This is a genomic window from Paractinoplanes rhizophilus (assembly GCF_042664765.1).
Lineage (GTDB): Bacteria > Actinomycetota > Actinomycetes > Mycobacteriales > Micromonosporaceae > Actinoplanes > Actinoplanes rhizophilus.
Map to the genome: position 1 here is coordinate 19,238 of NZ_JBHTBJ010000034.1, position 12,644 is coordinate 31,881.

A 12,644-nucleotide genomic window follows, 5' to 3' on the forward strand; every position below is an offset into this window, starting at 1 on the left:
GATGGTGCGGCGGGCGTTGGCGCTGGCCATGACGATGTTCGTCACGGTGGTGGCGTCAATCGTTTGGGCGGTGGCGACGCCAGCTCCGGCGGGGGCCGCGGTGGGCGGCGGGGTGCTGAGGGCGCCGGGCGGAGCTTGCAGCACCGAGGAGTGGCAGCAGGACTTCAAGGCCTGCGTAAACAGACTCGCCGATGTGAGCGCAGCCCGAGCGCAATGCCTCATGCCACCGACGCCCAGCACTCCGGATTCGGGTTTGGCGGGCTGGTTCGCAGAGCGTCCAGAATCCTCGACGAAGCCGGGTCCCCAGGGCCTGTACAGCCGATATGGCTACGCCGGGTATAGCTATACGACATATGATCTGGATAGCGGCTGTGCATCGACGCTAATAGATCCAGACTATAAATTCGAGACCACCATTGCGAACGGCGAGTTCATGGTGGCGACCGCCATCATCGGTGCCTCGAATGCTCTCCGTGAACGCGCCTGGGATCCGCAGACCCTGTGGGGTTGGGCCGATCCGCTCGTGCAGCAGGCCACTCAGGCAGTCTATGAAAAAGTCTTCAGTGTGTTTGGTGTTCTCACCCTCGCTGTCGTCGGCCTCTACTTGTTGTGGCGGTCACGTCAGGCAGACATGGGAGCGGCTACCACCACAGCGGGTTGGGCGATTCTCGTCATGGTCGCGGTCACTGCGATCGCAGCCTGGCCAGTTCGCTCCGCCAACCTCGCAGACCAGACTCTGATCACGAGCCTTGGCGTGGTGCACGATGCCGTTGGCCCGCGTGCCCAAAACGCACCCTCCGGGCTGTGCGACGACCCGACACCCGGAGCATGTGAGGACAATCGCCCGCCCGCCGTGCGGGCAAGCGACACAGCGACAGAGACCATGCTCTACCGGAATTTCCTACGTGGACTTCTCGGCTCAGCTGACAGTGAAACCGCCAAGAAATACGGTCGCGCACTATACGATGCAAAGTCCCTTTCTTGGGCCGACGCAGAACGACTGCGGACCAATCCTGCGGATCGCGACGCGACGATCGCGGCAAAGAATAAGCAGTGGGAGAAGGTAGCCGAACAGATCAAGCAAGAAGATCCGGAGGCGTACGAATATCTTCAAGGCGTCAATGGAATGGATCGTATCGGCGCCGGCTTCATTTCAGTTCTCGCGTCGATCATGTTCGCGATGTTCGACTTGACCGCCTCCGTGCTCGTCCTCCTCGGATTCCTGGTCTTCCGGTGGGCGGTAATTGCAGCTCCGATTCTGGGAACGATCGGACTTCTTCGACCTGCGAGCGCGGGAATTCGGCGCCTCGGCAACGCCGTGGTGGCTGCGATCTTCAACATCGCGATCTTTGGCACCGGGGCCGCGATCTATCTCTTCGCTGTTGATCTGATCATGAACACGGCGAGCCTGCCGGGCTGGCTGCAGGTCGTACTCGTGTGGCTTTGCGGGGTAGTGGGATGGCTGCTGCTGCGTCCGTATCGGAGGATCACGCAGCTTGGCGGCAAGGACGGCACTCGGGCGATTGCATCGGCCGGGCAATGGCATCGAAGGTTCTTCCGCGACATGCGGGAAGCGGCCAAGCTCGACGTCGTCGAGGGGGGCGGCACCCGGGAGCCGACGATGGGCAAGAACGGCCGGACCGTCTACGTCGACCAGAGCAACCTTCGGCCGGAGGCACGCCTCGAGGATCCGGCGCACTCGGCCGCGAACCGCGGCGAGCTCGAGCCGGCCAGGACGGGAGGACGCGAAATCGTCCCCGCGCAGACACGTCCCGACGGCAGCGAGTCGGTGCACGACAACCCGCCGGCGCCCGTCGGGGACCAACCGCGCCGCGATCCCGTCGCGCCGGCCCGGGCCCGCCGGACCACAACGTGGACCGAGCCGGATGTGGCGGAGCAGCCCGCCTCGTACGCCATCTACCGGCCCGAGACCGGGAACACGACCCGGGAGCCGGCTACGCCCCGGGTTCGTTCCGAGGCCAAGTGATCGCATGCCCCGGATTCTCGAACTCGGCCTGAATCGAATTTTCCGTTCCCGGGTGGGCGTCGCGATCGTCATCGTGGCGATCGTGGCGGCGGTTGTGGGCATCGGCCGAATTTTCTCGGACGGCAATGACGCTCGGCCACCACTGGTCGCCTCATCCCCTGAGCCGGCGATCAGCATCGACCCCAAGGACGACGACAGCGTCATCGACTCCGGCCCTCCACCGAGCCCGTCCACGGTCCCGGGCCGGGCCCAGCCGGAGGAAGTCGCCTATGCCTTCGCCTCGGCGTGGTGCAACCACACCAAGGTCACCCCGAAGGCGTGGCGTGACCGGCTCCTGCCCAACGCCACCAAGAATCTCGCCGACGAGCTCGACGGCGTCGACCCCGCTGGCGTCCCCGCCGAGCGGGTGACCGGCCGGCCGTCGCTCGTGCCGGTGAGCGCGACGGTCGTCAACGCCGTCGTCACGATGGACTCCGGCAAGCTCAACCTGCGCCTGGTCGCGCCCGACGGACACTGGCTCGTCGACGGCATCGACTGGGACGGGTCATGAGTGTCCCGCGTCCTCGCCGGATCGTCGTCCTGGTCGCGCTCGTCGCGACGCTCACCCTGCTGTGCTGCGGCGGAAGCATCACCGCGGTACTGCTCGGCGGGTTGACCGACGGCGACAACAACAAGCTCAACGCGGCGCTCGGCTGCGGCAAGGGCGGGCCGGTGGATCCCGACTCGAAGCTGCCCCGGGTACGGCAGTACGGCGCCGCGCAGATCCGGAACGCCGCCGTCATAATCAATGTCGGATCGGACCTGAAGATGCCGCCGCGGGCCTGGGTCATTGCGGTCGCCACCGCGATGCAGGAGTCGCGACTCACCAACCTCGGCAACCTCGGGTCCAGGAACGACCATGACTCGCTCGGGTTGTTTCAGCAGCGGCCGAGCGCCGGGTGGGGCACGCCGGAGCAGATCATGGATCCGGTCTACGCCAGCACCAAGTTCTACAACAAACTCAAAACGGTCGAGGGCTGGGAGAACATGCCGCTGACCGAGGCGGCTCAGCGGGTGCAGATCAGCGCCTACCCCGACGCGTACGCGAAGCATGAGCCCATCGCCACGCAGATCGTGAACGAGCTCGCGGACGGCGCGGCCAGCGCGGTCGGCAACTCGATAAGTATGGTCTGCGCGTCCGGCGGGCAGATCGCGGCTTCCGGCTGGACCAACCCGGTCAAGGCGGCCGTGGGCTCCGGCTTCCGCACCGCCGGTCGGCCAACCCACCAGGGCGTCGACCTGATCGTGGGCCGCTACACGCCGATCGCGGCCGCGGCGAGCGGCATCGTCTCGAAGGTGAAGTGCGACGAGGACCATCGCGGGCGGCAGACCTGTAACGTGGACGGCTATCCCGGCAAAGGCGGTTGCGGCTGGATGGTGGAGATCCAGAGCGCCGGCGACGTCATGACCAGGTACTGCCACATGGTGCAGCGGCCGTTCGTTAAGGAGGGCCAGGAGGTCACGGCCGGCGACATCATCGGCCGGGTCGGCACCAGCGGCAATTCATCCGGGCCGCACCTTCATTTCGAGGTACACCTGAACAATGATCGGTCGAGCGCCGGGGCGATCGACCCTGTGCCGTTCATGCGGCAGCAGGGTGCCCCGCTGGGAGGTGAGGGATGACCGGAGGAGCCGTGCCTGATCCGTTCGCGGGACATCCCGACTGGGCGCTGGACCCACCGCGCTCGATCGTTCCCACGCCGGCGAACATGAGCGGGCAACTGCGCGGCCGGCGAGTGATCATCGGGCTGCCGGGCCATGGCTGGCGTGCCGACCTGCGGGCCGACGAGAAAGTGGTACAGGGCAGCCGTACCTACGTTCCGGTCATGGTCGAGTCCGAGTGGTATCGGGCCGAGGCCGAGCAGACCGAGGTCTTCGCGCCGCTGGTGCCCATCGAACGGGTCTGGGTCGAGGAGTTCGGCATGGCTGGTTTCTCGACCGACCAGGGCATCACGTCCCGACTCGTGTCGCTGGACGAACCGCCACGAAAGGTGCCGACAGCCGCGCTCGACGCGGGCACCATCACCGGCCGCAGGGTGGTCGAGCTCCTGGAGGACGGCGACGAGCGCCGAGACCTCCGGGCCGTGACCGAGCTGCACACCAACGACGTCGGTGACATCTGCGCACGCGTGGCCGGCGAACTCGATTGGTATCGCTGGGCTTGGAGCGGAAAAGCCCCAAAGACCCTCGAGGTCCCCGTCCACCTACTCTGGGCCGAGTGATTCACGACAACTTGGATGCGCTACAAACACGCCAGCCGTCTTCGTCCACCAGGCCGAACGACCAGGATTCCGAATGGCTGCTTATCTGCTGACCGTTCAGCAATCCCGCTATCACCAGGTCCACCGAAACGGTTGAGCCGGTAATGGTCAGTGACTCCCAGGAAGCCGTGACAGTGGTTCCGAACTTCTTTTCTCGGCCCACCATGTCGTTACGCAAAACGGCGATCTGACCCAACTCGGCGCCGGATTTGCACGTGTACAGAGACGCCTCTTGATCGTCGCGATCTAGGAGGTAAGCGCGTAGAAAACTCGATGTAACCTGGTCCGGAGAGGCCCGATCGATTTTGGTAGCTTCGTCGTACAGCGATACCGCGACGCCGACTCCACCCAGGCAAAGAAGGCCGACCAGCCCGGCCATCATGGCGAGGATCAGGCGCATCCGGCGGTTGGGAGTCTTGCGACCCGACGGCGCGGCCGGTCGGGGCGCGGGCGCTGCTCCGGGCATGGGCTCCTGCGGCTGCACACATACGACAGTAATGCCTCCCGGCGCCCAGATCGTGCCACACCACCCACGGCCGTGGATGCGACGGCGCGGAACCCGCTGGCCCCCGGGAGCACGATGCGAGGACCGGTCTGGGATAAGTTTTATCCGCACACAGGAGGTGAGGGCAGTGGCGGATTCAGCTTTGCGGGTCCAGCAGGCTGCTGCCCTGCATCGGCAGGCGGTCGCGGCGGTTGACGCCGCCGGTGGGGCTCTCGGGTCCGAGGCTCGGCCGGCCGCCGACCCGATGGAGCAGCACTCGCTTGCCGAGCAGCTGCGAGCCGCCGCGGCGGTGCTCGCGCCGGGCTGGCTCGGCTCCCCGTTGGACGCCCAGTCCGCCAACACGCCGCTGGGCGGGGTCTATCCGCCGCAGTTCGTCCGTCTCGGTGTGGCCCAGCCGCTCGACGACGCCCGCTTTCCGGTGATCGTGCCGCTGCTCGGCACCGGGCATCTCACGGTCGACGCCAACGCCACCGACTCCCGCGTCTTCGGTCTGCTGCGTTGTCTGCTGGTGCGCCTGCTGGCCGCGGCGCCGGCCGGATCGCTGCTCGTGCGGGCCGTCGACGGGGTCGGCGGCGGTGCCGTCTTCGCCCCGTTCTCCGACCTGTATGACGCCGGGCTGATGTCGCCGCCCGTCACCGATCGGCAGGGGCTGCTCGACGTGCTCGCCGAGGCCGACAAATGGCTGCGCCCAGGCCGTGGCGCCGCACCGCGCCGCAGCCGGCGAGATCGCATGATGCTGGTGGTCATCGCCGGTCTGCCGCACCTGACCGAGGGTGAGGAGCTGCGCCGCATCGCCGCGCTCGCCCAGCAGGGCCCCGATTCCGGCCTGCACCTGATCGTGGCCGGCTGGCCGCCGCCGCCCCTGACCGCCGAGACGTCCCAGGCGCCGCTGCCGCGCACCACCACGGTGTCGGTCCGCGACCCGTACGTGGTGGTGGGCGACCCGCCCGGCGCGACCTATGGCTCGATGCCGGACGCCCGCTGGCTGAACGCCCCGGTCTACTTCGACGACGACCCGCCGCCGCACCTGCTCGACCACGTCTGCCGCGAGCTGGCCGCCCACTCGTCCGCGGCATCCCAGGTGAGCCTGGCCGACCTGCTGCCCGAGCCGGGCGAGGAGATGTGGGGCGGCGACGCGGCCGACGGCCTCGGCACGGTGGTCGGCCACGACGGCGACACCCCGCTGGTGCTGCGCTTCAACGACCTGACCCCGCACTGGCTGGTGGGCGGCCGGTCCGGCGCCGGCAAGACGGCGTATCTGATCAACGTCCTGTACGGCTTGGGCGCCCGGTACAGCCCGGACGAGATGGCCCTCTACCTGCTCGACTTCAAGGAGGGCGTGTCGTTCGCCGAGTTCGTGCCGACCCGGCGCGACCGCACCTGGCTGCCGCACGCCCGCGCCGTCGGCGTCGAGTCCGACCGGGAGTACGGCCTGGCCGTCCTCCGCGAGCTGGACGCCGAGATGACCCGGCGCTCGGTGGCGTACAAGAACGCCGGCGTCACCCGCTTCGCCGACCTGCGGCAGGTCGTGGCCGAAGAAGCGGCCGGCGCCCCGAGAAAAGCGCTGCCGCGGATCCTCTGTGTCATCGACGAGTTCCAGGTGCTGCTGGCCGGCAACGACCCGATCGCCACCGAGGCGGTGGGCCTGCTCGAGTCGCTGGCGCGCAAGGGCCGCTCGTACGGCATCCACCTGGTCCTGGCCAGCCAGACCGTGCTCGGCGTCGAGGCGCTCTACGCCAAGCGTGACTCGATCTTCGGCCAGTTCCCCGTGCGGATAGCCCTGCCGGGCGGCGGCGATGTGCTGGAGCCGACGAACGACTCGGCGGCCGGCCTGCCCCTCGGCACCGCCGTGGTGAACACCGCGGGTGGCCTCGGTGGCCCGCGCGGTGCGACTCGCGGGCACGAACGGGTGGTCAGTTTCCCCGACCCGCACGCCGACCGCGAGGTGCTCAGCACCCTGCGACACAAGTTGTGGGCCGCCCGCGACCCCGAGGCGATCCCGCCGCGCATCTTCGCCGGCTACGCCCACCAGCATCTGGCCGACGACCCGACCTACCGGTCCGCCCTGGCCGGCCGCGCCGCCCGCCCGGCCGCGCTGGTCGGCCGGGTGATCGACGTCAACCTGTCGACGGCCGCGTTTCCGCTCGACGCCTCCCCGGGCCGGCATCTGGCGATCTTCGGGTCGTCCGCGTCCGGCTCCGAGGTGCTCGACGCGGCCGCCCGCAGCGTGGCCGCCTTCCACCCGCCGCGCTCAACCCGCTTCGTCGTCTCTTCGCTGGTCGCCGAGGGTGATCGGCTCGCCGAGGCGCTGGCCGCGGAGATCGGCCTGCGGCAAGAGGTCGCCGTGGTGGACGCCGCCGGGCTGGCCACGGCGATGGAGGTGGAGCGCCCGGGTTACCTGGTGGTGTTCGGCATGGACGCGGCGAGCCCCGGCAGCCTGCCTGGGCTGCGACGCCTGCTCCGCGAGGGCCCGGGCCGGGGCGTGCACCTGCTGTCCTGGTGGCGGGGCACCCGCCGGTTCACCGACGAGACCGGCGGCAGCACGGGCCGCGAGGACGTGGCGGGCCTGCTCTTCCTGAACTGCCCGCAGTCCGACGTGGCGCTGATGCTGGGCCGCCCGGTCGACTGGCAGCCGCGGCCCAACCGGGCGCTGCTGCACGACCGGCACGCCGACCGCACGGTGACGATCGTGCCGTTCCAGCAGCCCGAGAGCGACGAGCTATGACGGATCAGCAGGAGCAGACCACGGGCGCGATCCCGGCGCAGGGCACGCCGCCGGCTCCCGGTCCCTGGGCGGACTATCTTGCCGCGGCTCAGCGCCTGGACGCCGTCCGCCGCGCCGCGAACGCGGCGGCAAGCGAGCAACAAGCGACGGTCACGGCCGCAAACAAAGAGCTTTCCGACGTACGCGCCCGGCTGGCTCCCCAGCACGCGCGGCTGGTGCGCGACTTCGGCGTACCCGAAATGGAACTGACCCCCCGCCCAGCGGAACTGGAGTCGGCCGCGCTGGCCATGGCCGGCGGGCCCACCGCCGTGCTGGCCGCGCTGCAGCAGGCCCGGCGCACCGCCGACGCCGCGGACGCCACCCTCCTCAACACCGCGAAGGCGGGCCCGCTGCGGCCCTGGGCGCGCAACCTGCTGGTGTACGGCCCGTTCGCCGCCGCGGTGCTGATCGTGCAGATCGTCCTCTACCTGGTCGCCCCGCAGGGCTCGGTGCCGACGTATGCGCTGCTCTGCGGCCTGAGCATGCCGGTGCTGGCGTTCGGCCTCGGCTGGGCGACGATCGGCTTCGTGTACGGCGGCGGCGTCAAGGTGGATCGCACGCCGATCCTGGGCGCGGTCACCTGCCTCACCCCGGTCCTGCTGACCTGCATGGGCGTCGGCCTGCTGGCATTCTTCAGGTGAGCGCGCGAACCACAAAGGAAGCGCACGAACCACAAAGGAAGCGCACGAACCACGAGGGAAGAACGCGTGAACGAGCCGAGAGGAGCACGATGGCGAGCGTCGAAGAGGTCAAGGCCCACGTGGCCGCGTCGGTCGACGGCGCCGGCCGGGCGGTGACCGGCCTCCAGCAGGTCACCAACCAGCTGGAAGACTCGCTCGCGCTGCTCCGGATGACCGCGGTCGGCTCGTTCCATCCATCGGTGGCCTCGGCGATCGCCCACCTCGAGCAGGCCCGCATGCGCCTGGACGAGGCCGCCCAGCTGACCCGGGCCGCGATGGACGCCGCCGACACCTTCCGCACCGTGATCTGAAGGGCCGGGATCTGAAGGACCGGGATCTGAAGGACCGGATCTAGAGCGCCGCCGTCAGGTCGACCTCGATCAGCTGGCCCTCGTAGCCGAGCGACGCCACCCCGAGCAGCGTGCTGGCCGTCGTGAACGCTGGCGCCAGCGGCGAGGCGTTCAGCCGCCGCCACACCCCCGCGAGGACGGCGCTGTCCGGGCTGACCACGTAGATGATCGAGCGCACGACATCGGCGGGTGACGCGCCGGCCGCCGCGAGCACCGCCAGGCAGTTGGCGATCACCTGGTCGGTCTGCGCGTCGAAGTCCCCCGGCTCGCCGACCACGACGCCGGACAGGTCGAGCGGGCACTGCCCGGCCAGGTGGGCGAGCCGCCCCGCCGACGTGATGGTGACGTGACTGTAGCCGGCCGGCTCGTGGACCGTCGGTGGGTTGAACTTTTCGATCACGTCGCCAGTATCCCGGCGCCCGCCACCCATTTCCCCAGGGACATCTGCGAGCATCAACCGGCTACCGGGCGTTGATCAGCGCCATCGCCTCGGCCCGCACCTTGCCGTCGGTCTGGAACGCCCCGCGCACCGCGCTGGTCACCGTGCGGGCGCCCACCTTCCGGATCCCGCGCATCTCCATGCACAGGTGCTCGCACTCGAGCACCACGATCACCCCGCGCGCCTCCAGCCTTTCCAGCAGCAGGTCGGCGATCTGCGAGGTGAGCCGCTCCTGCACCTGGGGCCGCCGGGCGTAGACCTCGACCAGCCGGGCCAGCTTGGACAGGCCGGTGATCCGGCCGTGCGTGCCCGGGATGTATCCGACGTGCGCGACGCCCTTGAACGGCAGCAGGTGATGCTCGCACATGCTCATCACCTCGATGTCGCGGACGAGCACGAACTCCTCGTGGTCGGCCTCGAACGTGGTGGTGAGCACCTTGGCCGGGTCGACGCGCAGGCCGGCGAACAGCTCGGCGTACGCCCGCGCGACCCGGGCCGGCGTGCGCTCCAGCCCGTCGCGGTCGGGATCCTCGCCGATGGCGATGAGGATCTCGCGCACCGCCTTCTCGATCCGGGCCAGGTCGACGGCCTGCTCCACCGGAGCGCCGGTGAGCTTGCCGTCGACCAGACGCGCGGCGAGATAGTCGAGGGGATCGTCGTCAGTGATCAGTTGCTGCCTTCCGCCAGACCGTTCGGGTTGGAGCCACCCACCGCGAACTGCCCGTCCGCCTCGGCCTGCGCCTTGAGCTTGTCCCGCTCGGCCGGCGTGAGCACCGGGGGCGCCTCGGAGGGCAGCCGCTTGCCGAAGCCGTTGAACGGCGACATCGGCGGCCGCTTGACCACCCGGGCGCAGATCCGGTCCATGTCCTCGCGGGTGATGGTTTCCTTCTCCATCAGCTCGAGGACCATGGTGTCGAGCACGTCGCGGTACTCGACCAGGATCTCCCACGCCTCGTCGTGCGCGAGCTCGATCAGCGCCCGCACCTCGGAGTCGATGTCGGCGGCGACCGAGTCGGAGTAGTCCCGCTCGTGGCCCATGCTGCGGCCGAGGAACGGCTCGTCCCCCGCGGTCCCGTACTTCACGGCGCCCAGCTTCGAGCTCATGCCGTACTGGGTGACCATGGCGCGGGCCAGGCCGGACGCCTTCTCGATGTCGTTGCCGGCGCCGGTGGTGGGCTCGTGGAAGACGAGCTCCTCGGCGGCCCGGCCACCCAGCGCGTACGCCAGGGTGTCGATCATCTCGGCCCGGGTCTGGGTGTACTTGTCCTCGGTCGGCAGCACCAGCGTGTGGCCCAGCGAGCGGCCGCGCGGCAGGATCGTCACCTTGTGCACCGGGGCGGAGTGCGGCAACGCGTACGCCACCAGCGCGTGCCCGCCCTCGTGGTACGCCGTGATCTTCTTTTCGTTGTCGCTCATCGCCCGGGTGCGGCGCTCGGGGCCCGCGATGACCCGGTCGATCGACTCCTCGAGGAACTCGTTGGAGATCGCCCGCTTCTCGTTGCGCGCGGTCAGCAGGGCGGCCTCGTTGATCACGTTGGCCAGGTCGGCGCCGGAGAAGCCGGGCGTGCGGCGGGCCACCGAGTCGAGGTCGACGTCGGGCGTGAACGGCTTGCCCTTGGCGTGCACCCGGAGGATCATCTTGCGACCCTCCATGTCCGGGTTGTCCACCGGGATCTGCCGGTCGAAGCGGCCCGGGCGCAGCAGCGCCGGGTCGAGGATGTCGGGCCGGTTAGTGGCCGCGATCAGGATCACGCCGCCCTTGGTGTCGAAGCCGTCCATCTCGACGAGCAGTTGGTTGAGCGTCTGCTCGCGCTCGTCGTGGCCGCCGCCCATGCCGGCGCCGCGGTGCCGGCCGACGGCGTCGATCTCGTCGACGAAGACGATCGCCGGGGCGTTGGACTTGGCCTGCTCGAACAGGTCGCGAACCCGGCTCGCGCCGACACCCACGAACATCTCGACGAAGTCGGAGCCGGAGATCGAGTAGAACGGCACGCCCGCCTCGCCGGCGACCGCGCGGGCCAGCAGCGTCTTACCCGTGCCGGGCGGGCCGAACAGCAGCACGCCCTTCGGGATCTTCGCGCCGAGCGCCTGGTATTTCGCCGGGTTCTGCAGGAAGTCCTTGATCTCGTGGAGCTCCTGGACCGCCTCGTCGGCGCCGGCCACGTCGGCGAACGTCGTCTTCGGCGTGTCCTTGGTGATCATCTTGGCCTTGGACTTGCCGAAGTTGAGCACCCGGGAGCCGCCACCCTGCATCTGCGACATGAACAGCAGCAGCAGGACCACCAGAATGGCGATCGGCAGCAGGTTGATCAGCAGACTGAAGAGGATGTTGTCGCCGGAGACCGTGGTGTTGACGGTCCCGGTGATGCGGCCGGCGGTCTTGGCGTCCTGGACGTCCTGCCAGATATCGCTGGTGACCTCGTACGGGTACTGAGTCTCGATCTTGTCGGTGGTCTTGCCCTCGAACTTCTCGGGCTGCGCGAGGTCGATCTGGAGCGTCTGCTCCTTGTCCTTCTGGACGACCTTCTTGATGCCCGGCTGGTTCAGGCGCTCCAGCGCCACCGAAGTATCGACGCGCTGGTAGCTCGGACCACTGGTGAAGAACGAGCTCAGCGCGATTACGCCGATGATCACCAGAATGATCCAGACCACCGGGCGGCGGAAGAAACGCGTACGCTCCATGCTGTTGTCGGGCGGCGAGCGCCCGGACCCTCCTGATCGGCGTCCTGGTCACTTCAACGTCGCCGCCACGGGCGGCCCCGACGGCGTTAGTGACACCGCGCCATCGGTCACTCGACGGTACACCGTACGTGCCGCTCGCGAACCCGTGAGCCCGCTGGCCGGACACCACCGCGCCCCGGCCCGCTCGGCCCGCTTTCCCGCCAAATCCCCCCATAAAGGCGATTTCTGAGAACAAGCTGAGAAAGTGAAGGCATTGGTTCAGCTACGGGCGTACACCTCCGGCTTGAGCACCCCCACATACGGCAGCTCGCGGTACCGCTCGGCGAAGTCGAGGCCGTAGCCGACCACGAACTCGTTGGGGATGTCGAAGCCCACATACTTCACCGGCACCTGCACCTTCACCGCGTCCGGTTTGCGGAACAGCGCCACCACCTCGACGCTCGCCGCCGAGCGCGACTGGAGGTACTTCATCAGCCAGGAGAGGGTCAGGCCGGAGTCGACGATGTCCTCGACGACCACCACGTGCCGGCCGGTGATGTCGCGATCCAGGTCCTTGAGGATGCGCACGACGCCCGACGAGGTCGTGCCCTGCCCGTACGAGGAGACCGCCATGAACTCCATCTCGGCCGAGGGGCCGTGCTTGCCGAGCGCGCGGGCGAAGTCGGCCATGAACATGACCGCGCCCTTGAGCACGCAGACCAGCAGGATGCCGCCCTCGGCGCCGTCGTGGTCGGCGGAGACCTGCTTCGCCAGTTCGGCGATCTTGTCGCGGATCTGCTCCTCGGAGATGATCACGTGATCGATGTCGGCGTCGTACCAGGAGCCGTCAGCCATGACGGTAAGACTGCCGCATGAAGGTTGCCGCTCGTCGCACGGGGCGGTAGTACGTTGCCGGAGAACCGCTGGAAAGATGCGCTTTCCGCCCACCAAGCCCGGC

General features: G+C 68.9%; 12 protein-coding genes. 7 read left to right on the forward strand and 5 right to left on the reverse strand.

Annotated elements, in window-relative coordinates; translation table 11 throughout:
• The first annotated feature begins 1 nt into the window (after position 1).
• The 4 genes from ACFQS1_RS31505 to ACFQS1_RS31520 are packed head-to-tail and all read left to right on the forward strand — an operon-like array spanning position 2 to position 4,248.
• On the forward strand, positions 2-1,987 hold the full coding sequence (locus tag ACFQS1_RS31505; RefSeq protein WP_378975447.1) for an MFS transporter: 1,986 nt from the start codon (positions 2-4) through the stop codon (positions 1,985-1,987).
• 52 nt (positions 1,988-2,039) lie between these two features.
• Positions 2,040-2,537: a hypothetical protein gene (locus tag ACFQS1_RS31510; protein ID WP_378975449.1), complete on the forward strand. Its 498-nt coding sequence runs from the start codon at positions 2,040-2,042 to the stop codon at positions 2,535-2,537.
• Complete coding sequence (locus ACFQS1_RS31515) at positions 2,534-3,649, forward strand: M23 family metallopeptidase (protein ID WP_378975451.1); 1,116 nt, start codon at positions 2,534-2,536, stop codon at positions 3,647-3,649. Before ACFQS1_RS31510 ends, ACFQS1_RS31515 begins: the two co-directional genes overlap by 4 nt.
• Positions 3,646-4,248 carry a hypothetical protein gene (locus tag ACFQS1_RS31520; RefSeq protein ID WP_378975453.1) on the forward strand — a complete coding sequence of 201 codons (603 nt, stop codon included), beginning with the start codon at positions 3,646-3,648 and terminating at the stop codon, positions 4,246-4,248. Before ACFQS1_RS31515 ends, ACFQS1_RS31520 begins: the two co-directional genes overlap by 4 nt.
• Before the next feature lies 1 nt (position 4,249).
• Here the strand turns inward: ACFQS1_RS31520 and ACFQS1_RS31525 are convergent, their stop codons facing one another.
• Positions 4,250-4,771, reverse strand: coding sequence for a hypothetical protein (locus ACFQS1_RS31525; protein ID WP_378975455.1), 522 nt, complete (start codon positions 4,769-4,771; stop codon positions 4,250-4,252).
• A 148-nt stretch (positions 4,772-4,919) separates the two neighbouring features.
• Between ACFQS1_RS31525 and ACFQS1_RS31530 the strand changes: the two genes are divergently transcribed.
• The 3 genes from ACFQS1_RS31530 to ACFQS1_RS31540 all read left to right on the forward strand — a co-directional run bounded on the left by ACFQS1_RS31530 (position 4,920) and on the right by ACFQS1_RS31540 (position 8,547).
• Positions 4,920-7,517, forward strand: coding sequence for an FtsK/SpoIIIE domain-containing protein (locus ACFQS1_RS31530; protein ID WP_378975457.1), 2,598 nt, complete (start codon positions 4,920-4,922; stop codon positions 7,515-7,517).
• Positions 7,514-8,197, forward strand: a complete 684-nt coding sequence (locus tag ACFQS1_RS31535) for a hypothetical protein (RefSeq protein ID WP_378975459.1) — start codon at positions 7,514-7,516, stop codon at positions 8,195-8,197. Before ACFQS1_RS31530 ends, ACFQS1_RS31535 begins: the two co-directional genes overlap by 4 nt.
• A gap of 89 nt (positions 8,198-8,286) precedes the next feature.
• A complete protein-coding gene (locus ACFQS1_RS31540; protein ID WP_378975461.1) occupies positions 8,287-8,547 on the forward strand; it encodes a hypothetical protein in 261 nt (86 codons plus the stop codon).
• A 40-nt stretch (positions 8,548-8,587) separates the two neighbouring features.
• On the opposite strand, the gene ACFQS1_RS31545 is transcribed toward ACFQS1_RS31540, so the two are convergent.
• The 4 genes from ACFQS1_RS31545 to hpt all read right to left on the reverse strand — a co-directional run bounded on the left by ACFQS1_RS31545 (position 8,588) and on the right by hpt (position 12,541).
• On the reverse strand, positions 8,588-8,986 hold the full coding sequence (locus ACFQS1_RS31545; protein WP_378975463.1) for a RidA family protein: 399 nt from the start codon (positions 8,984-8,986) through the stop codon (positions 8,588-8,590).
• A gap of 61 nt (positions 8,987-9,047) precedes the next feature.
• Positions 9,048-9,695, reverse strand: a complete 648-nt coding sequence (folE, locus tag ACFQS1_RS31550) for a GTP cyclohydrolase I FolE (protein ID WP_378975561.1) — start codon at positions 9,693-9,695, stop codon at positions 9,048-9,050.
• Positions 9,692-11,707 carry an ATP-dependent zinc metalloprotease FtsH gene (ftsH, locus tag ACFQS1_RS31555; RefSeq protein WP_378975465.1) on the reverse strand — a complete coding sequence of 672 codons (2,016 nt, stop codon included), beginning with the start codon at positions 11,705-11,707 and terminating at the stop codon, positions 9,692-9,694. Before ftsH ends, folE begins: the two co-directional genes overlap by 4 nt.
• A 258-nt stretch (positions 11,708-11,965) precedes the next feature.
• On the reverse strand, positions 11,966-12,541 hold the full coding sequence (gene hpt, locus ACFQS1_RS31560) for a hypoxanthine phosphoribosyltransferase (protein ID WP_378975467.1): 576 nt from the start codon (positions 12,539-12,541) through the stop codon (positions 11,966-11,968).
• Positions 12,542-12,644: the final 103 nt, after the last annotated feature.